This window comes from Psychrobacter pasteurii (assembly GCF_900162815.1).
Lineage (GTDB): Bacteria > Pseudomonadota > Gammaproteobacteria > Pseudomonadales > Moraxellaceae > Psychrobacter > Psychrobacter pasteurii.
The window spans coordinates 65,581-86,680 of the sequence record NZ_FUGD01000049.1 but is presented as its reverse complement, the minus strand read 5'-3'; the positions used below and the strand labels follow the sequence as shown (position 1 = coordinate 86,680).

The following is a 21,100-nucleotide window of genomic DNA, read 5'->3' as shown; positions in this document are numbered from 1 at the left end:
GTATTTTAACCCAGTTTACAGCTTATTAAAGTTGCTAAAGTGTTTAAGCAATAAAGGGGAGGCTTTGTGAAAGCAGCTCCCCTTTATTGGTACTGTAATGTAGGTTGGATTAAAGGCTTGATAGGCCTATAAAAAGTTTAACTCGAGTCTACTTTTCATCTGTGATATCAAGGCCACTCATCATTTCATAAAATTTAGCAAATTCTGAGAAGTCGGCACTCCCTGGCTCATGCTGGTTACTGGCGGCTCGGACCAAGCTGGAAACTTGTGCCATCACTGGTGCTGGGACTTGTTTTTCGGTTTGCAAGTCGATAGCAATACCACAGTCTTTGGCCATTAAATCTATGGTAAAGGTCTTAGGAAAAGCTCGGTTGACGATGCGATCGGGGAAAGTGGCTAAGGTAGCAAAGCTTTGACCACTGGCTTTATTGATACAAGCTAAGGCATCTGAAGGGTTGACTCCATGGGCCTTAAGAACTGATAATCCTTCAGCCGCAGCCCAAGCATTGATGGCAAATAAGGTGTTATTAACGGCTTTAACCGCAAAGCCTGCCCCAGAGTCGCCGACATGGACAATAAGGCCCGCAAAGCATTCAATGGCTGGCTTGGCATAAGCAAGGGCTTCAGCAGAGCCACCAATCATGACAGTTAAGGTACCACTGTCGGCTCCAGAGGTCTGACCAGAAACCGGGGCATCCAAAAACTCGCAGCCAATGGCTTTAAGCTTGGCTTGACTGGCTTTGGCTTGGTCTGGCACGCCACTGGTACAGTCTACCCAGACGCTATTGGCGGATAAATGTGGTAAGGCTTGTTCGATTACTTCATCGACGACATTACTGGTGGGCAGGCAAGAAAAAATAACATCTGCAGTTACTGCTTGTTGTAAGTTGACGGCTTGGGTGCCAAACTCTTTAGCATGAGCTTCTGCTTTGTCAAAAGATCGGTTCCAAACCATGACTGTCTCAAACTGGCCCACTAAATGCTTTGCCATATGATGCCCCATGGCACCTAGGCCCAAAAAGCTGACAGATTTTGGTTGAGTGGCAGTTGTGTCTGAATTGGTAGAGATATTATTTGTGCTCATAGCCGTACTCCATAGCATGAATTTAGTTTTATGTTAATTTAAAAACAGAATAGCGTTAGCTTACAATAGAAATCCGAAAATAATAAAAAAACAGTGATATATTGATAAAATACCTTTATTTTTATAGCTCTTTTTCTTTCACCCATCCTTAATAGCCATAATAGATAATACTATGACCCATGACAATCAAAACACCGCTCAAGCTTCTACTAACACCCCAAGCAGTCAACTAGATGATAACTGGACCAATGATGCTCTAGATTTAAGCCAAGGCTATGCTATGCAAACCATAGCCATACGTGCAGGGCAACATCGCAGTGATGAAGGCGAGCATAATGATCCCATTTATACCACCAGCTCTTATGTGTATCAGTCGGCCGCCGATGCCGCTGCTCACTTTAATGGGTCAAAAACAGGTAATGTCTATTCACGTCATACCAACCCAACGGTACGTACTTTTGAGCGTCGACTGGCTGCTTTAGAAAGTGGAGAGCGTGCAGTAGCAACCGCCTCAGGTATGGGCGCCATATTAACTATGTGCCTAGCTTACTTAAAACAAGGCGATCATATCGTCGCTGCCAAACAATTATTTGGCTCATCAGTGGGTCTATTTAATAACCTTATGGGCAAGTTTGGGGTTAGCGTGACTTATGTGGATTGCTTTGATAACCAGGCTTGGGAACAAGCCGTGCAGTCCAATACCCGCTTATTATTCTGTGAGACCCCCAGTAATCCATTAGGCCAGATTGCAGATATGAAAGCAATCAGTGAGATTGCTCATGCTCATGGGGCATTATTTGTGGTAGATAACTGCTTTGCTACCCCTGCCATTCAGCGTCCATTAGAGTTTGGGGCGGACATTGTCATTCACTCGGCAACTAAGTATATCGATGGTCAAGGCAGAGTTCTTGGCGGCGCATTAGTGGGTAGTGAGGAACTGATGCAGCAGGCTTTCGTCGTGGTTCGCTCCGGCGGAATCAGCATGAGTCCTTTTAACGCTTGGGTATTTATCAAAGGGTTAGAGACCTTAAATCTACGTATGCAAGCTCACTGTGATAATGCCAATAAAATTGCTGAGTTTTTGGTCAATCACCCCAATGTGGAAAAAGTGCATTTCTCAGGTCTACCAAGCCACCCCATGCACGAGCTTGCCAAGCAGCAACACCATCGCAAAAACTGCTATGGAGCCATCATGGGCTTTGAAGTGAAAGCCGTGGGCAGTCACACACCGCAGTCGGCGGCTTGGCACGTTATTGATAGCACCCAAATGGTGTCTATTACCAATAACTTAGGGGATGCTAAAACCACAGTGACACACCCTGCGACCACCACTCACTTTAGGATTTCGGCACAGGCTCGTGCTGAAGCTGGGGTTACTGATGCGCTCATTCGACTGTCAGTAGGCTTAGAAGAGGTGGATGACATTATTAAAGACTTAGCGCGAGGCTTAGATAGCTTAAGCTAAGTCACAAGCATAGAACATAACCCCTTAGACAGCTACCTAAGTTATCAGTATAATGAAGCTCATGTTTTTAAGGGTTATTGTGAAAGATTAAAACAGTCTTATTAATAGACTTTATATAGTTAATAACGTAGCCGGTAACGAGACTAATTCGAATTATTTTAAAAATACTGATGAGGTAATCATGAATATTCAAGCACTTATGCAGCAAGCTCAGGCCATGCAAAAGCAAGTTGAAGCCAATGTTGAAAAAGCAAAAAAAGAGCTAGCAGATAAAGAAGTTCAAGCAGAAGCAGGCAATGGTCTGGTTAAAGTAACTATGACTGGTCGTCATGTGGTTAAGCGTCTGTCTATCGATCCAAGCTTATTAGAAGATGAGCCAGATCTAATTGAAGATTTAATTGCCGCTGCTATTAATGCTGCAGTAACTAAAGCGGACGAGCTATCAGAAACAACTTTAGCCAATGCAACCAGTGGTATGGGTTTACCACCAGGTATGCAAGGTCTATTTGGCTAATTTAGTTTTAGCTAAAAATTTATTACAAAATAGTTCAAATGATGGGGTGGTAATGACTAAATTACCCCCCATTTTTTATTTAAGGGCTTGTGGTCGTGTCTGACACTATAAGTTGATAAAATATAAGTCAGTCAAAGATTTATTTATTAAGTAGGGTTTATTTTATTGCCCAAAAGATTTGGTATATAAAGAAGGTGATGGATTGTTAACCGAAAAGTTTGATAACTTGGTTAAGCAGCTGCGAGTACTGCCGGGCGTGGGACAAAAGACAGCCCAGCGTATGGCTTTGCATCTGCTTAATGGAAAAAGGCCTCAAGGATCGGCGCTGGCGCAGGCATTAGATATTGCTATGCATGGTATTATTGAATGCCAACAATGTCACTCTTTTAGTGATGATGAGGTGTGTCCCATTTGTTTAGACCCTAGACGCGATGACAGTGTTCTATGCGTGGTAGAAACAGCTGCAGACGTGATGGCTATCGAACAATCCGCTGGATATCGGGGTCGATATTTTGTCTTGGGTGGTCATTTATCTCCGCTTGATGGCATCAATGCTGATGACTTGAATATTGATCAGCTAGTCAATAGGGTAAAAGCCACCCCTGTCGAAGAGCTTATTTTGGCCACCAGCACCACAGTGGAAGGTCAGACCACGGCGCACTTCATCTCCGAAGCGGTTCGCCGTCATGTTGGAAAGGTCACTCGTATTGCTCAGGGCATTCCGATGGGCGGTGAGCTTGAGTATTTAGACAGTATGACTTTATCACAAGCCTTACAAAATCGCTCTTAGTAATCTATTAACTTAGCAGCTTAGAAACTTGAAATCCGGCAGCTATAACCTTTGTATCAATAACTGCTATTTAACTCAAACTCTTATTATTTTCATTTCACAGTAAAAGAAGATTCCAATGACTCAGGCATCCACAGACAGTACTTCCACTCAAGGATCGTCAGCCAAAGGCGCTGCGACAGCAAAAAAAGCAACCCTTTATGATTCCAGCAAACTCATTGATGTAGAGGCCATCAAGCGAGATTTAGAAGCTTCTTCTGAGTTGCCGGTGTACTGGGTATCTGATTTTGATGCTTTAGAAGCTTGTCTTGATGATTTGGAAACCCGAGATCGAGTCGCCTTAGATACCGAGTTTATTAAACGCAGTACTTACTTTCCGATTCTTGCCTTAGTACAAATTAATACAGGCGAGTGCATCTACTTGATTGATGCGCCCAAGCTTGATTTGACCGAGTTTTGGGTGGTACTAGAAGAGATGCCAATGATGATTTGGCATGCTTGCGGGGAAGACTTGGGGATTTTTTATCTGTTATCAGAAAGCCCTGCCTTGACCAACGTCTTTGATACCCAAATAGCGCTGTCTTATTTAACCGGTCAGCTGCAGATGGGGTACCAGCAAGCACTGAGTCAGGAGCTAGACATTCATGTTGAAAAAGGGGAGAGTCAATCAGACTGGTTGGCCCGACCCTTAACTCATGAGCAAGAGTGTTATGCTATTGATGATGTGCGTTATTTACTTAATTTATACGACATTTTACATCAGCAGCTGAATAAGCAAAACTTACTAGATAAGGTGATTGAAGATTGTCAGCTTTATACCAAAGAGCTGTATGATGCGGCCAACATTGAAGATGATGCCACTTATTTAGCCATGGCAGATTTTCGGTATACCGGTGAGCAGCTAGCGGTGTTACAAGCAGTATCTAGCTGGCGAGAAGCTTTGGCTCGGGCTACCAACCAACCAAAAACTTTCATTCTAAAAAAACAAGCCGTACGGGACGTAGTGGTTGAATTTCCTAAGAGTATTAAGCAGCTGACACAAAAAACCACCATGCACCGCAGTATGATTCATCTTTATGGTGAAGAGCTGATTGATATTATTAATAAAGCACGTAACCTACCTGCTGAAGAGCAGCCCGCCCGTATTTTTCCCCCATATCGCTCTAAAGATAAGACTGTCTCAAAAGCTGTGCAGCAAGCTGTCAAAGATTATGAGGCTGAAACTGGGGTGCCCGCAAATGTCTTAATGCGAAAAAAATGGCTGTCTCAGCTGTATGAAATTATCGCTTTTGACTTGCCAATCGAGGATATCCCAGAAGGTCTTAAAGGGTGGCGTAATCCTTGGGTGATGCAAACCTTAATTCCATTGCTTGAAAGCTATAAGCAGGAGCTACAAGACGGTATGCGGATGCAGCAAGAGGAGGAAGAGCTATAAGGAAATATCTCTATAGTCTCTTATTCGATGCCTGTTTAATGGCAGCTCTTTTAAACATGCCATGATCTAAAAAATAAGCGGTTTGTTCTGCCACAGCCTGATTAACTAACATTCCGGTATGGGAGACGGGAAGGGTGATGTGATCTGTTGCTGTGGCAAGTTTAGTTTCAAAGACATAAACCGTACCGTCATGCTCACATTGGGGGTGGCTAAGTTTTGATTTTTGGTTGTGATAGTTAAGTACTATCTGCCCTAGACCATGAGGGGTGTTACCAGCAATCACGCCTAAGCTGATCCCTTTTTTTAGCGGTGCATTTTGGCCATCTAAGGCATTTTTATACGACTTTCCTACCAAGGGTGATAGCAGCTTATTAACGTATTTAGCGGTGGTGCTACCATTGTGAGGGGTGCCTAAGGTAACACAGCGGGCTATCTTCCATTGAGGAAAGCGTGCAATAAAGTCTCTAATGACCAGCCCACCTAAGCTGTGACCCACCAGATTTATCGGAACAGAAGGGTCATGGTTGTCTAATAGCCAATTATTAAGGGCCGCACTGTGCTTATCAATACTATCACGTAGGCTGTAGTAGTTGTGCTGATGTGTAGCAAAGCCCCGACTTTGCAGCTGCTTTGCTAAAGGCTGCATAATCCAAGCTTTTTGATGTAGCCCATGTATTAACACCACGAAGGGACGACTGGGCTGTGCAGATGAGGCAGGCGATGGCTTAGGTTTTGACAAAAGGTATTTCCTAATTGTTAATTATTAATTATTAAGCAGTTCAATTTCAAAATAGCACAGCACAGATTATAAATAGAGAGCCGGTAGATATACGTTAAAAAATGTCATTAAAAGTTAACCTAATCTTATAGATATAAAAATTATAGACATAAAAAAACCTTCAAGTCTAAGACCTGAAGGTTTTTTTGTAGCTAGATAATCAACAGTGGCGAGAAGCTCGCAGTAGTTGATTACATATAGTTTTCGATACTAGGGCAGCTACACATTAGGTTTTTATCGCCATACACATCATCAATACGACCCACAGAAGGCCAGAATTTGTGCTGACGGATATAGTCTAATGGGAAGGCTGCGGTATCACGGCTATATGGATAGCTCCACTCTTCATTAGTGATAACGAAAGCTGTGTGAGGGGCGTTAACTAATGGGTTGTTCTCCAAGGTCCAACCATCAGTGCCCTCTTTCACTTTAAGCGCTTCTTGCTTAATAGATTTAAGAGCTGAGATGAAGCGGTCAAGCTCATGCTTAGCTTCAGACTCTGTAGGCTCAATCATTAACGTGCCTGCCACAGGGAAACTCATGGTAGGCGCATGGAAACCATAGTCCATTAAACGCTTAGCGATGTCTGCTTCAGTGATGCCTGTCTCTTCTTTTAGAGGACGGATATCAATGATACATTCGTGAGCCACACGGCCGTTCTTGCCGGTATAAAGCACGGGATAGTCTGCTTCTAACTGACTGGCCACATAGTTAGCATTCAATAGAGCCGACTTAGTGGCTTCTAGTAGACCATCACGACCCATCATGGTGATGTACATCCATGAGATCGGTAAGATGCTTGCTGAGCCGTAAGGAGCAGCAGAAACCGCCGTTGTGTCTTGAGGCGCATTGAATACTGGAGTAACAGCATGGTTGGCTTTAAATGGCGCTAAGTGAGCCTTCATACCGATAGGGCCCATGCCTGGACCACCGCCGCCGTGTGGGATACAGAAAGTTTTGTGCAGGTTCATGTGTAGTACGTCAGCACCTACTTCAGCAGGCTGCATGATACCCACTTGGGCGTTCATGTTTGCGCCGTCCATATAAACCTGACCGCCGTGGCTGTGAATTAGATCACAAATGTCACGAATACCAGCTTCGAACACACCATGAGTAGAAGGGTAGGTGATCATTAAAGCGCCTAAGTTTTCGCTGTGCTCTTCACACTTCGCTTTTAGGTCGTCAACGTCAACGTTACCATTTTCATCAGTAGCAACTACCACAACTTTCATACCCATCATCTGAGCGGTAGCTGGGTTGGTACCGTGGGCAGATTTAGGAATCAAGCACACGTCACGGTTGGTTTGACCCAATGACTCATGGTAACGACGGATGGCCAGTAGACCTGCGTACTCACCAGAAGCACCAGAGTTTGGCTGCATTGAGATGTCGTCAAAACCAGTGATGGCTTTTAATTGCTCTTGTAAGCTTTCAATCATGGCCAAGTAGCCAGTCACTTGGTCTTTTGGCGCAAAAGGATGCACGTTAGCGAACTCATTCCAAGTGATGGGTAGCATTTCACTTGTGGCATTTAATTTCATGGTACAGCTGCCCAGTGAAATCATGCTACGGTTCATCGCTAAGTCTTTGTCTTCAAGATTTTTCAGATAACGAAGCATTTCGTGCTCGGTGTGGTGCGAGTTAAATACTGGGTGAGTTAAAATCGCATCCGTACGTAATAAAGCCTCTGTTAATGATACTTTAGCTTCGCTAGGTAAAGACTCTGCTTTATTAGTAAACAGCTGAGTTAAGGTCTCAAAGTCTGCTGCATTACTGGTTTCAGAGAAAGAAACAGACAGTTTGCTGTCGCCTTCACGCCATAAGTTATAGCCCACATTTTCAGCATTTTCATAGATTTGAGTGGCTAATTTTTCAGAACCACACTCTACCAATACTGTGTCAAAGATTTGATCGTGAACCACTTTAAGCTCACTGTTAGACGCTTTAATCACATCACTAAAGGCAGTGGCCATAGCGTGGATGCGAGTGGCAATGCGTTTTAGGCCTTCAGGACCATGATACACCGCGTACATACCCGCTAAGTTGGCTAGCAATACTTGTGAAGTACAGATGTTTGAGTTGGCTTTTTCGCGGCGAATGTGCTGCTCACGAGTTTGTAGCGCCATACGTAGGGCAGTGTTGCCTTGAGCATCTTTGGAAACGCCAATGATACGACCAGGGGCTGAGCGTTTTGCTTTGTCAGAGAATGCAAAGTAAGCAGCGTGTGGACCACCAAAGCCCATTGGGATACCAAAACGCTGAGTACTACCTAAAGCCACATCAGCACCCATAGCAGCAGGTGACTTCAATAGCACTAGGCTCATAATGTCACTGGCGACTAAAGCGTAGGTTTTCTTTTCTTTAACTGCAGAGATGACGTCTGTTAAGTCAACCACATCCCCTTCACGGCCCACATATTGGAATAGGGCACCGAAGAAATCGCCGGCTTTAGCGGTTTCAAAGTCACCAACAACCACTTCCCAACCAAAATACTTGGCACGGGTCTGGATTACGTCAAGAGTTTGTGGATAAACACGCTCATCTACGAAGAACTGGTTTGATTTGCTTTTGCTCACACGCTTCGCCATCGCCATACCTTCAGCGGCTGCAGTGGCTTCGTCAAGTAATGAGGCACCGGCTAATTCTAGACCAGTTAGATCGATACAAACTTGTTGGAAGTTAAGTAGTGCTTCAAGGCGACCTTGTGAGATTTCAGCTTGGTAAGGGGTATAAGCGGTATACCAGCCTGGATTTTCTAGTACGTTACGCTGAATGACAGCAGGCATACGTACAGGTGAGTAACCTTGGCCAATATAGCTCTTGTTAACCGTGATGTCATCAGCCATGCCACGTAGCTTGGCCAGAGCGTTGTGCTCACTCATGGCTTTTGGCAGGTCTAATTCGCGGTTCATGCGTACAGCTTCAGGCACAGTATCAGCAATAAAGCTGTCCATGTCATCATAGCCAACCGCTTTAAGCATCTCTGCTTGATCGTTAGCACCTGAACCTAAATGTCTTGCTACGAAGCGTGCTTCGTCAAACAGACCATCAAAAGATAGGTTAGAGTGTGTGTTTTGTGAGGTCATGGCAGTCCTTAATGGTTAAATCAAACATTTGGCTAGGGTTTTGCACCAACAAGTGTGAAAACCGTGAAGCCGGATTAAACTGGCAGTTGTCATACCGGTTGTAAAATTGTCTATTAAACGTGCTTAACAAATTGATCGTAATCAAATCTAAACTGTTCGTTATAAATACCATTGTGAGCTCTTTCGCCAGCACCAATCATCATGGCTATGTGATGGTGACGGGTTAAGCCCAACAGTTTTTTCATGCCGGGTTCATCAAATCCGCCCATAGGGCAGCTGTCAAATCCGTAAGCTCTTAGGGCCAACATTAAGTTTTCAGCCGCTAAGAAGGTGTTGCTAAGTGCCCATTTTACTTGGTCAGCCTGAGTGTAATAAGGCGTGACTACGGGACCTTTAAAGGTGCGATGCGCTTTGGCAAAACCCCATTTAACCAGTGCTAGTGCATTGATTGGGTCTTGGGTATAGATCAATGGGATAAGCTTTTCGTAATATCTTTTCACCTTTGCAGGTACTGGTTTTTCGGGATATTCATCAATAATTTGTTTGCTGTGCTCACGCCAGTTATCTGTACGCGCAACAACTGCTATTAATCTACTAGAGGTCTTGGCTGCATTTTGGCCAAGGCAAAGCTTAACTGCTTTTTTCTTAACCTCTTCTGAATCAATGACATAAAACTCCCACTGCTGAAGGTTACTGGCGTTAGGAGCAAGCATTGCCATACGCAAACAGTCTTTTAGAACCTCATCAGGGATAGGGGTGTCGGTAAAACGTCGTACTGATCGACGTGATTCAATCACCTGTTTAAAAGATTCTAAATGCGGTGCCTCAGGGCTACCTGGCTTATTTTGATAACTTGTTTGACTGTCAGTATTCAGCTCATTGTGCTGCTGTTTCGTCATTTTTGGCATATCCTTTGCAATTAAGTGTTTGTTGTTCAATAACCTTACTTTTATTATTAAGTGAGGGTCATTGTTCAAACATCAAACCCGTTTAACGAATTTATCGTAATCAAAACGGAATTGGCTGTGATAAATTCCTCTTTCAGCTCGCTCACCAGCGGCGATCATCATAACCACATGATGGTGGTCACTAAGCTTTAGTAGTTTTTTTAAAGCAGGCTCATCAAAGCCGCCCATAGCACAGCTATCAAAGCCATGAGCTCGAATGGCTAAAATTAGGTTTTCAGCCGCCAATGCTGTGTTATACATGGCCCAGTTTTTGATATCGTCATAGGTATAACAAGGGGTTTTTATAGGGCCTTTAAATTGTCGTACTGCTTTGGTCATTCCCCATTTAGCGACTGAGATAACCCCTGCAGGACCTCGCAAAAAGTCTAGCGGGACAATTTTCTCATAGTAATCGCGTACCTTTTTTGGGGCTTTACCGTCTGGGAAATCACTAATGTTTTGTTTGGCATGGTCACGCCAAGTGTCAGTTCTTGCAACCACCGCAATGAGTTTGTTGGCGGTTCTGGCTGCATTTTGGTTCATGCAAATCTTATTAGCTTTGCTACGTTTGTCTGGGGTTTCAATAACATAAAATTCCCAAGGCTGTAGATTGCTTGAGTTGGGAGCAAGCATAGCTAAGCGTAAACAATCCTCTAATACATCATCTGGAATAGGGGTGTCTGTAAACTTTCTTACCGAACGGCGAGACTCAACCACTTCTGTGAAGGCGGCTAAATTTTTTGACGATCTGATATCTTGCATAGCAAAACCTTGGTCTTCGTTAGCCTTCTCAGGAGAGGGGGTACTTCCTTGGTCTTGTTTTGACATAACACATTTATCCCTAAATAGTTCATGATGTCAGGATGAAAATAAGTAAGCGTCGCCTCACGGATGAAACAACGCCGTTCATTACAAACTAAGCTAAAACTCTATAGATTATAGGTCAGCTTGATACTCTTCAGCAGACAGTAATGAGTCGAAATCATCAGCATTGTCTGGCTTAATGCGGTACATCCAGCCTTCACCGTATGGGTCGGTGTTGATAACTTCTGGATCATCTTCAAGCGCTTCGTTGATGGCCACAACTTCACCAGTGATAGGAGCATATACGTCTGAAGCTGCTTTCACAGATTCTACAACGGCTACTTCATCATCTACCGCTACAGTATCGCCCACATCTGGAAGCTCAACATATACGATATCGCCAAGTGCTTCTTGAGCATGGTCAGTAATACCGATAGTGATGGTGCCGTCGTCTTCCATACGTAACCATTCGTGGCTAGCAACATACTTTAATTCTGATGGAACATTACTCATAAATTTCTCCAAAAAAGGTAGAGGGGGTGGGTTAATAAAAATTTAACGCTAAATGATTGGGAGTAATCAAATTAGGTTAAGTGGGTTTCGCTACAAGATAAACTTTATGGCTCAATCACTATAGCAAAGTATAGGGTGGTTTTTTAGTAGAAATAATCAAATCTTTCCGGTAATAAACCGCCCTATAGTGGAGGCTATAAAGGGCAATAAAGTGTCTGACCACTTAAAGCCAAATATGAAAATTAATTAGTCAAACTGTTTTTCACCATTACGTACGAAAGGAAGTTTTAATACGCGTACATCAACAAACTTACCTTTGCCGCGTAAATCGACTTGAACGCTATCTTCTTCAGTCACTGACTCTGGGATACGAGCGATGGCGATAGATTGTTTTAGGCTTGGTGAGAAGGTACCACTGGTAATAGTACCTGTCGTTTCTTTGTCTGTGCCTTGGTTGATGGTCACAGTCATGCCTTCACGTAATACACCGCGAGTCTCAAGCAGTAAACCCACTTGCTTCATAGCGGTACCGTTTTCTTTGGCTTCTTTGCGCTTAGCCACAAGAGCTTCACGGCCAACGAAATCACGGTCATCTTTAAGCGCTAGCGTCCAGCCCATGTTGCACTCATAAGGACTGGTGGTCTCGTCCATATCATGGCCGTATAGGTTCATGCCTGCTTCCATACGCAATGTATCACGAGCACCTAGACCTGCTGGCTTAACGCCATGATCCAGCATTAATTGATAAAATTCTGTCGCATTTTCGCCTGGTAAGATAACTTCAACGCCATCTTCACCGGTATAACCTGTACGTGCTACAAACCAGTTGGCCGCCTCAGTATCCGCTAAGTCAGCACCAACGAATGGCTTAAGACTATCTAAGATGTCTGACCAGCTTGGCTTAGCTTGCTTTAGTTTAGCCACGGCATTAGGGCCTTGAATAGCTAAAATAGCCAGCTCAGGACGTTCGGTTAAAGTGACCTCAAAGCCTTCAGCGACTTTGTTGAAGTTGGCTAAATCTTTATCACGAGTAGCCGCGTTAGAGATGATGCGGTACTGAGTTTCTTCTTCGTTCATTAAGTAAACGATTAAATCATCAATGATGCCGCCCTCAGCATTTAGCATGCCTGAATACAGAGCTTTACCTACGGTTTTTAGTTTGGCAACGTCATTAGCCAGTAATTTTTGCAACCAAGCTTTAGCTTGAGCGCCTTCAACATCAGTAATTACCATGTGTGACACATCGAACATGCCAGCATCGGTGCGTACTGCTTCGTGCTCATCAATCTGAGAGCCATAATGGATAGGCAGCTCCCAACCTGAGAAATCTACAATTTTACCGTTATTGTCCACATGCGACTGATAAAGAGGCGTACGTTGTAAAGTGGTCATGACAAATCCTTGTGGTTAGTGATAAAAGCAATGAATAAACTAAGTAAATAACTACTGTATCGTATACGATTCAGAGACAAAAATATTCGGTTTTAAAAATAGGCTGAACTGCACTTTGGTAAGCTAAGCCTAAAAAGGGCATAAAAAAAGGCAAATAAGTCGACGAGCTATCTGCCTTATCAGTTATTACTGATAAAGAGTCTCGAATTACTTATTTGCCCCATCTGTCCTGTTACCTGAGATTTTCGATAGTGGCTGATCACCGCTATCTTTTCCCCTTCGGTGGGTACTTACAATACTAAGTACCACTCTCCAGATTTGTCATTGTTGTCTTACCTTGCCTGAGAGATAAAAATATAAAGGTATATAGGCTAAGGCTTAGACCCTTCCATACATGAGTGATATAGCATGCGGTGGGTTAATGAGTTATTCAGTCCGGTTACCTGAGCGATTGGCAGGGTGCTTACGCCTTCGGTGGCAGTCGAGTTTAATAACCCTAGCAGGGCTTAGTGAACATCGAGTGATATTTATACGATGTCATCCGCTTTGCTTAGGGTCAAAAAGGCTACTGCGCTCTCCTGAAAAACGCCCTTATTATGAAAGGTGCGAACCTATTTTACAAGTCACAAATGCTAAGCATTTTGCCAGCCTTGATAAAACCACGTCTAAAACAGGGTTTGTGCTGTAAAATTAAATCACCATAACTGCTATTTATTTGCAGTAATTTAAAGTTTAGCCTAAGTAAATATTCATCAAAACCACATTTATGTTTTATCTGACATTGAGTTTATTAGCAGATTGTTAGTACATTGGTTATTATAAGCGACTTTCACAGACCTACTACTGTATTATATGGTTTTAACTAGTATATAGTTTTAACCAGTACGCTAGATTAGACATAATACCGACTTAGACACACATAGAGTCAAATATAAAGAAAACATCAAAAGGTAACCTGTAATGCATTGCGATATTTATAAATTCCCTAAGCACAGCGAAATGTACGTTTATATAGCAAGACCTGACTATCCTGATGACACAGATGAAATTAAGGATTGGTTGGGAGTTTTACCAAAAGATTTGCGCAAAAGCTTAGGCGAAGCTAAGTTTTTAATGCATCTGGATTTGGCAGAGACCAAAAAACTCGCCCGAGTAGATAAAAATGAAGTGCTAGAGAAACTTAACTCGCAAGGATATTTCGTGCAGACCCCACCGTCAGATGTGTTATTGGCTCAAGCCCAAGCTCGAATGAAAGATTCTCAGGATAAGCGTTACGACTAATTGTTGAAATTTAACTTTTTCAATTGTTGTAGAAAACATTTAAAATACAAGCTAGCACTTATTATAAAAAATGAGGGCGGTTGTAAAGAGGGGACTGTTGGCTATTATGCCTGCTGTGATTTGGTTTATTATTAACTGAGTCGTGGTAGAATATGCGAACTTAAACCCGACCTATTACTGCTTGGTAATACCCAAATAGATTACAGCAGTACGTTTAATTTAACTTTAATTAACTAGTAGACTGAGCATTGCATGGAATGGTTACGCAATATTGTTATTAATTTGCCGCTGGATGAAATCAGCGATTCAGTGAGCCGACTAACGATTTGGTGGAGTAACTTAGTGGCTGATGTGCCACCCGATATGTTGCCAATATATGCCTATGTCGGATTTTCTGCCATTGTCCTTTTATTGTGGTTATTTATCGTTAGAGTTCTGCCCAGTCCTTTAGGCGGCATGAGCTGGCTAGCTTTGTTCTCTATATTGTTGGCGCCAGGCTCTGCTGCAGGTAATACGGGTGAAATCGCTCCTGCCAGTATTGGTGTCATCTACGGTATCTTAATGAAAGAGCCAGGACTGGCACTTCGTAGCCTACTGCCTATCTTAGTGGTATTTTCGGTGGGTCTGGTATTGGGCTTTATTTGGCAAATGATTAAAAATATCGTTGAGAAAAGTGCGGACCAGTCTCGTGAACAAGCTTTAGCTGACGAAAAAGCCAACATGCAGCTGGCTTCAGCCAATTATGTGAATTTGGTACAAGGAGAGGCGGAAGTACAAAACGAGCCTGAGCTGACCAAACAAAAGCGAGAGGTGCCCTTGGCTAAAGAAGCGGCAGCAGAGAGCTCCTTAAAAAGCAGCTCTAAGCCAGGCCTAGATAAAGAAACCAACGCAACACAGTCTTCTACGACAGATAAAAAAGACTCTTAATGAGACTGATAAATCTCACAATACAAGAGTTAGTTTATTAGTTAGTTTATATAGAGGTCAGCAGTGCATACTGTTGGTCTCTAAAATTGAGAACCACTGCTTCTTCCTTCCAAAAAAAGAAATCTGGTAGATAAACCAAGGTTTTAAAAGTAGTTTGATATTTCCTCAGCTATCTAATATGTTAGTAGCAGAGTGAAATAAACAACCTATAAACCCAGCCTCTGCTTAACCTATATTTAAATCCTCCATACACAATAAACTTAGCGAGATAATAATTATGACGCAATCCAATAATGATGCTCAGAATCCGAGTAATGAGTTTACGGGCACTCAAAGCTACATTGCTACCGATGACTTACAATTGGCGGTTAATGCGGCCATTACTTTACAAAAGCCGCTACTTATTAAAGGTGAGCCTGGTACCGGTAAAACTTTATTGGCGGAAGAGGTGGCACAAAGCTTAGGCATGCCGCTGATTACTTGGCACATTAAGTCAACTACCAAAGCCGAGCAGGGCTTGTATGAATACGATGCAGTATCGCGCTTACGCGATTCGCAGTTGGGTGATGATAAAGTGTATGACATCAACAACTACATCAAGCCAGGTAAATTATGGGAAGCCTTCACCTCAGATGAGCGTAGTGTGTTATTGATTGATGAGATTGATAAAGCCGATATCGAATTCCCTAACGACTTATTACATGAGCTAGATAAGATGTCGTTTTATGTTTATGAAACCGGTGAAACCATTACCGCAGATAAACGTCCTGTCGTTATCATTACCTCAAACAACGAAAAAGAGCTGCCTGATGCCTTTTTACGTCGCTGCTTCTTCCATTACATTGACTTCCCAGACGAACAGACCATGCGTCAGATCGTTGATGTTCATTTCCCAGGTATCCAAGAAAAACTGGTTAATGATGCACTAGATATCTTCTATAAGCTACGTAATCTACAAGGTCTGAAAAAGCCGCCTTCAACCTCTGAATTGGTGGATTGGTTAACTCTGCTATTGGCTGATGATATGGCGCAACAAGAGCTGGAGGAGAACTTACGCGGTGAGAAGTCTATTCCACCTTTATATGGCGCCCTGTTAAAAAATGAGGCAGACATCACCTTATTGCAGCGTTTTGCCAATATGATGCGTCGCTAGTTACGCGCTAACTGAATACTCTGATGTTGATCAACTATGATTTGCTGACCTTAAATTGGATGTATCAAATTAGGTCAGCAACATCAAAAGGCTAGGCTGATATGTTTGTAAAACTGTTTTATACCTTGCGCACTTATGGGGTGCCAGTCAGTACGCGTGAGCTGCTTGACTTAAATGCTGCGCTTGATAAGGGGCTTATGCGTCAGCCGCACCCTGACTTTCCTGAAGATAAAGACCTGTGGTACTTTGCCAGTCGGGAGGATATGTACCGTCTGATTAAGCTGTGCATGGTCAAAGATGAGCGGCATTTTGATAAGTTTGACCGTGCTATGGCCGATTACTTCGACGGCGTAGATAGCTTAGATATCGATGAACTGATGGCGAAGCTCACTGATATTCCAAAAGAGTGGTTAGAGCTTAAGCTGGATCCCAAAAACCTTACCGAAGAGCAGCGCCGATTGCTAAAAAAATACGGCTCACTTGAAGAGTTGATGAAGGCGCTTGAAGAGCGTCTAAAAGAGCAAAAAGAGCGTCATCAAGGCGGGAGTAAATGGGTAGGCACCGGCGGTAGCTCTCCTTTTGGTGCTTATGGTGATCATCCTGAAGGGGTGCGCGTCGGTGGTGAATCGCGTAAGCGTAGTGCGGTTAAAGTTTGGGAGCAGCGTAAATACCGGGACCTAGATGATGACAAGCAGTTAGGGACGCGTCAGCTACAAATGGCGCTACGTAATCTGCGTCAATTTGCCCGAACCGGCAGTGCTGATGAGCTAGATGTCAAAGAAACCATCAAGCGGACTGCACAAAAAGGGGTATTAGATATCCACATGCAGCCTGAGCGTCGCAACAGAGTCAAAGTACTTATGTTGTTTGATGTGGGCGGCAGTATGGACATTCACATTGAAGCGTTAGAGAAGCTGTTCTCAGCGGCGAAAAATGAGTTTAAAACCCTAGAGTTTTATTACTTTCACAACTGCCTTTATGACTTTGTGTGGAAAAACAATCAGCGCCGTCATGCCGAGCGTACACCGACCATGGAGCTGTTACAAAAATATGGTCGTGAATACCGAGTAATCTTCGTTGGTGATGCCTCGATGTCGCCTTATGAATTATTTTCAGTAGGGGGTAGCGTTGAGTATATGAACGCCGAGCCAGGTGTGGTTTGGTTAAAAAGAGTGCTTGAGCATTTTGATAAAGTGGCTTGGCTTAACCCTGAAGACCCTGCTTATTGGGACTACACCCACACTATTGGCGAGATTAAAAAGCTGATGGAAGGTCATATGTATCCAATGACTCTACATGGGGTAGAAGAGATGACCGAGTATTTGGCCAGATAATAAAAAACTATTGAACCTTAAAAGGAAATAAATTGATCAAGTTTAATACAGACAGACGTAAGCTATCTGTTCCTGCAGTTGTCAGCACCTTAATGATGGCTATTTTAACTTCTGGATGTAGCAATGCTGAAGATAATACCCAACCGATTTCGCAAGGTTTTGAGGATGCATTTGTGGGCATGTGCTTTAATGATGCCAATCCTGAAGACACCCAGATTGATGAAGGCTCAAATGCCGCCATTACCCACCTGGCTTTAGAGTCGGTGTCCTGTAAGGCTCCCCATGATAATGAAGTTTATTATATTCATTCTTTACCGGAAAAATCTGAGGCCAAGCTAGACACAGACGCCTTCTTTGAAGAGATGCTTGACGTGTGTGAAGATGAGTTCGAAGATTATATCGGCAAAAGTTATAAAGACTCCTTCTATGAAATGTCAGTCTTATTTCCTACCCGTGAAAGCTGGAAGCTAGGCCATAAGCAAGCCATATGTTATGCCTTCCACCCTGAGGCAGATAAGCTTAGCTTTGAGTTAAAAGGGATTGATGAATAACGCAAAAGGTGTAGGAGCTGTTAAGAATTATCAAAGGTTGTAAGCTGATAGTTAAATCATTTGCTATGTTGGGTCACTGTTCTTATAATTCGCTCCTTTTTTATAAATTCAGTGGCGCAGTGTTACCTAAGTTATTAGTGTTACTTAAGCCATTGTAATTGAGCAATACCCACCACATATAACGGTTGTCGTTTACTTCACATCCGCTACTTAATGTAGGAAGCCCTCCATGCAAAAAGAACCTATGCTAAAAACCCCTTACTATCAAATTGATATTGCCGCGTTGAAGCAAAATCTACAAATCGTACAGCGTCTTTGTGACCTGTCGGGTGCAAAGGCTTTATTGGCGCTTAAGTGCTTTGCCACTTGGGGCGTATTTGATGAGATGAAGCCTTATTTGCATGGCACTACCTCTTCTTCCTTGAACGAAGTACGTTTGGGTAAAGAAGAGTTTGGCGATGACAAAGAGACGCACGCTTATAGCGTTGCTTATAGCCATGATGAGATTGATGAGGTATTAACTTATGCCGATAAAATCATCTTTAACTCATTCAATCAGCTGCATGCTTTTAAGGAGAAGGCCAAAGCACAGGGGATTCCTGTAGGTCTTCGTATCAACCCAAAAACCAGTAACTCTTCGTTTATCATTGCTGATCCAGCGCGTCCGTTTAGCCGTTTGGGTGAGCACGATATCGAAAAAATCAAACCTGTGCTTGAAGACATCACTGGGGTTATGATTCATAACAACTGTGAAAATGACAGCTTTGAGGCTTTTAGTGCCAGTCTAGAGGACATTGAAAGTAAATTTGGCGAGCTGTTTCATCAGCTTGAGTGGGTAAGCCTAGGTGGGGGTATTCACTTTATCGCTCCAGATTATCCATTAGAAAAACTGGCCGAGCGACTAAAAGGTTTTAGTGAAAAATACGGCGTACAAGTTTACTTAGAGCCAGGTGAGGCCTGTATTCATAACGCTGCTAAATTGGTCACCACTGTACTAGATACTTTGCATAACGGTAAGCCACTGGCAGTGGTAGACTCGTCTATTGAAGCGCATATGCTGGATCTATTGATTTATCGTGAGACAGCACCTTTGGTAGAAATAAATGGCGAAGCTTGCCATATCACCTCGCAGCAGACTGACGATAGCACCATCATCTATGGTAAGTCTTGTTTGGCTGGTGATATCTTTGGTGAATATGCCTTAGATAAACCGTTAACCATCGGTGATACGGTATCATTTGGCAATGCTGCCGGCTATACCATGGTCAAAAAGAACTGGTTTAATGGAGTAGCCATGCCTTCCATCGTTATCTGCAATGAGCAAGGCGAGCTAAAAGTACAAAAAACCTTTGGTTATGAAGACTTTAAAGCCAGCTTGTCTTAAGGGCTAAACTGGATAATCTGGCTGATAGATTATGAGTCAATCCTAATTTGTTATAAGGTTTGGTTTTATTTTACCTAAGCTAGGTTATCCATGGCATTATAGAGAATAGGCTTTGATTTAAAGGGGCAAAAACTTACGGTTAAAATCATAAAAAATAGCCTAAATTATTGTCGCATAAATCTTAGTTTGACATTATAATGCTCCGTTTTTAGTTTCTCGGCTTTTATGTTTTTTTAAAGCCATTAGCTAAAGAGATCTGTATTAACAGAGTTATTTAAAATTTCGGGTGCGTGGGTTTTCCCAATTCTTCCTTTTTAATTCACGCACAACACTCACGGTGTCAATTCTATTTTGATGAAATTGACCCACTAAGGAGGATTTTCAGATTGACTACTAATGCTCAAACCCCTAAACGCAACGTCCTAATCATAGGCGCTGGTGGCGTAGCTCAAGTTGTTGCACATAAATGTGCAATGAATAATGATGTGTTGGGTGAGCTACATATCGCCTCACGCACCAAAGAGAAGTGTGATGCCATTGCAGCTAGCGTTGAAGAAAAAGGCAGCTTTAAGCAACCAGCAGTGTTACATACTCATGCGGTTGATGCGATGGACTCTGAAGCTGTTGCTGAGCTAATTAAAGAGACAGGCACCCAGATCGTTATTAACGTGGGGTCTGCTTTCGTTAATATGACAGTACTTGAAGCTTGTATTAATACGGGTGCTGCTTATATCGATACGGCCATTCACGAAGATCCTCGTAAGATTTGTGAGACGCCACCTTGGTATGCTAACTATGAGTGGAAGCGTAAAGAGCGCTGTGAGCAAAACAACATTACTGCCATCTTAGGGGCAGGTTTTGATCCAGGCGTAGTGAATGCTTATGCTCGTGCCGGTTACGACATGATGGATGAAGGCTCGGTAACAGATATTGATATTATTGATATCAACGCCGGTAGCCATGGTAAGTACTTTGCTACTAACTTTGACCCAGAGATTAACTTCCGTGAATTTACCGGTACAGTTTATTCTTGGCAAAACAGCCAGTGGCAATCAAACAAAATGTTTGAAGTAAAACGTACTGATGACTTACCCGTTGTGGGCGAGCAAAACAGCTACTTAAGTGGTCATGATGAAATTCACTCTTTATCAGCCAACTTAGATGTGCCAAACATCCGTTTCTGGATGGGCTTTGGTGACCATTACATCAACGTATTTACCGTACTACAAAACCTAGGTCTATTGTCTGAGCAGCCAGTAGTTACTGCTGAAGGTCAAGAAGTTGTGCCACTTAAAGTGGTAAAAGCGGTACTACCAGACCCAAGCTCACTTGCGCCAAACTACACAGGTAAGACCTGTATTGGGGACAAAGTAAAAGGTAAAATTAACGGTGTAGACACTGAAATCTTCATCTACAACGTCTCTGATCATAAAGAAGCTTACAATGAAGTGGGCAGCCAAGGTATTTCTTATACTGCAGGCGTACCACCCGTTGCAGCAGCTATGCTAGTTGCTACTGGTGAGTGGGATGTGGGTCACATGGCCAACGTTGAAGAATTAGATGTTAAGCCATTTATCAACCTATTGAACAACATTGGTCTGCCAACACGTATTCAAGATGAGCAGGGCGATCGTCCTTTAGAGTTTGACATCTAATAGATAA

At 43.0% G+C, this 21,100-nt stretch carries 18 protein-coding genes and 2 riboswitches; of the genes, 11 read left to right on the top strand and 7 right to left on the bottom strand.

The genetic code is table 11. The features are described from left to right. Positions 1-148: 148 nt before the first annotated feature. Positions 149-1,084, bottom strand: a complete 936-nt coding sequence (locus A1232T_RS02810; RefSeq protein WP_077447952.1) for an NAD(P)-dependent oxidoreductase — start codon at positions 1,082-1,084, stop codon at positions 149-151. A gap of 172 nt (positions 1,085-1,256) precedes the next feature. Between A1232T_RS02810 and A1232T_RS02805 the strand changes: the two genes are divergently transcribed. The 4 genes from A1232T_RS02805 to A1232T_RS02790 all read left to right on the top strand — a co-directional run bounded on the left by A1232T_RS02805 (position 1,257) and on the right by A1232T_RS02790 (position 5,288). Continuing rightward, on the top strand, positions 1,257-2,549 hold the full coding sequence (locus A1232T_RS02805) for an O-succinylhomoserine sulfhydrylase (RefSeq protein WP_077447951.1): 1,293 nt from the start codon (positions 1,257-1,259) through the stop codon (positions 2,547-2,549). Positions 2,550-2,730: 181 nt separating this feature from the next. Then, positions 2,731-3,063, top strand: coding sequence for a YbaB/EbfC family nucleoid-associated protein (locus A1232T_RS02800; protein WP_007395367.1), 333 nt, complete (start codon positions 2,731-2,733; stop codon positions 3,061-3,063). A gap of 202 nt (positions 3,064-3,265) precedes the next feature. Further along, on the top strand, positions 3,266-3,853 hold the full coding sequence (gene recR / locus A1232T_RS02795; protein ID WP_077447950.1) for a recombination mediator RecR: 588 nt from the start codon (positions 3,266-3,268) through the stop codon (positions 3,851-3,853). Positions 3,854-3,971: 118 nt separating this feature from the next. Then, positions 3,972-5,288 (top strand): ribonuclease D, encoded by a 1,317-nt coding sequence (locus tag A1232T_RS02790; RefSeq protein ID WP_077447949.1) that lies wholly within the window; start codon positions 3,972-3,974, stop codon positions 5,286-5,288. A gap of 10 nt (positions 5,289-5,298) precedes the next feature. Here A1232T_RS02790 and A1232T_RS02785 read toward each other — a convergent pair whose 3' ends face one another. From A1232T_RS02785 to gcvT, 6 genes are all read right to left on the bottom strand, one after another. Beyond that, positions 5,299-6,027, bottom strand: coding sequence for an esterase/lipase family protein (locus A1232T_RS02785; protein WP_077447948.1), 729 nt, complete (start codon positions 6,025-6,027; stop codon positions 5,299-5,301). 230 nt (positions 6,028-6,257) lie between these two features. Further along, positions 6,258-9,152 (bottom strand): aminomethyl-transferring glycine dehydrogenase, encoded by a 2,895-nt coding sequence (gcvP, locus tag A1232T_RS02780; RefSeq protein WP_077447947.1) that lies wholly within the window; start codon positions 9,150-9,152, stop codon positions 6,258-6,260. Positions 9,153-9,265: 113 nt separating this feature from the next. Continuing rightward, on the bottom strand, positions 9,266-10,051 hold the full coding sequence (locus tag A1232T_RS02775) for a nitroreductase family protein (RefSeq protein ID WP_077447946.1): 786 nt from the start codon (positions 10,049-10,051) through the stop codon (positions 9,266-9,268). Positions 10,052-10,132: 81 nt separating this feature from the next. Beyond that, positions 10,133-10,861, bottom strand: a complete 729-nt coding sequence (locus A1232T_RS02770; RefSeq protein ID WP_244152348.1) for a nitroreductase family protein — start codon at positions 10,859-10,861, stop codon at positions 10,133-10,135. Positions 10,862-11,035: 174 nt separating this feature from the next. Beyond that, positions 11,036-11,416, bottom strand: a complete 381-nt coding sequence (gcvH, locus tag A1232T_RS02765; RefSeq protein WP_077447944.1) for a glycine cleavage system protein GcvH — start codon at positions 11,414-11,416, stop codon at positions 11,036-11,038. A gap of 246 nt (positions 11,417-11,662) precedes the next feature. Then, positions 11,663-12,808 (bottom strand): glycine cleavage system aminomethyltransferase GcvT, encoded by a 1,146-nt coding sequence (gcvT, locus tag A1232T_RS02760; RefSeq protein ID WP_077447943.1) that lies wholly within the window; start codon positions 12,806-12,808, stop codon positions 11,663-11,665. A gap of 214 nt (positions 12,809-13,022) precedes the next feature. After that, a riboswitch (glycine riboswitch) is annotated at positions 13,023-13,134 on the bottom strand. Between the two features lie 95 nt (positions 13,135-13,229). Next, positions 13,230-13,399, bottom strand: a riboswitch (glycine riboswitch). A gap of 369 nt (positions 13,400-13,768) precedes the next feature. Here gcvT and A1232T_RS02755 point away from each other — a divergent pair. The 7 genes from A1232T_RS02755 to A1232T_RS02725 all read left to right on the top strand — a co-directional run bounded on the left by A1232T_RS02755 (position 13,769) and on the right by A1232T_RS02725 (position 21,093). Further along, positions 13,769-14,089, top strand: a complete 321-nt coding sequence (locus tag A1232T_RS02755; RefSeq protein WP_077447942.1) for a YcgL domain-containing protein — start codon at positions 13,769-13,771, stop codon at positions 14,087-14,089. 252 nt (positions 14,090-14,341) lie between these two features. After that, complete coding sequence (locus tag A1232T_RS02750; protein ID WP_077447941.1) at positions 14,342-15,016, top strand: hypothetical protein; 675 nt, start codon at positions 14,342-14,344, stop codon at positions 15,014-15,016. A gap of 277 nt (positions 15,017-15,293) precedes the next feature. Further along, entirely contained in the window at positions 15,294-16,169 is an 876-nt protein-coding gene (locus tag A1232T_RS02745; protein WP_077447940.1) for an AAA family ATPase, read from the top strand. A gap of 101 nt (positions 16,170-16,270) precedes the next feature. Continuing rightward, on the top strand, positions 16,271-17,503 hold the full coding sequence (locus tag A1232T_RS02740) for a vWA domain-containing protein (protein WP_077447939.1): 1,233 nt from the start codon (positions 16,271-16,273) through the stop codon (positions 17,501-17,503). 32 nt (positions 17,504-17,535) lie between these two features. After that, positions 17,536-18,054, top strand: a complete 519-nt coding sequence (locus A1232T_RS02735) for a septum formation family protein (protein ID WP_244152347.1) — start codon at positions 17,536-17,538, stop codon at positions 18,052-18,054. Between the two features lie 244 nt (positions 18,055-18,298). Further along, entirely contained in the window at positions 18,299-19,438 is a 1,140-nt protein-coding gene (nspC, locus tag A1232T_RS02730; protein WP_077447976.1) for a carboxynorspermidine decarboxylase, read from the top strand. A 386-nt stretch (positions 19,439-19,824) separates the two neighbouring features. Continuing rightward, on the top strand, positions 19,825-21,093 hold the full coding sequence (locus A1232T_RS02725) for a saccharopine dehydrogenase family protein (RefSeq protein WP_077447938.1): 1,269 nt from the start codon (positions 19,825-19,827) through the stop codon (positions 21,091-21,093). Positions 21,094-21,100 lie beyond the last annotated feature (7 nt).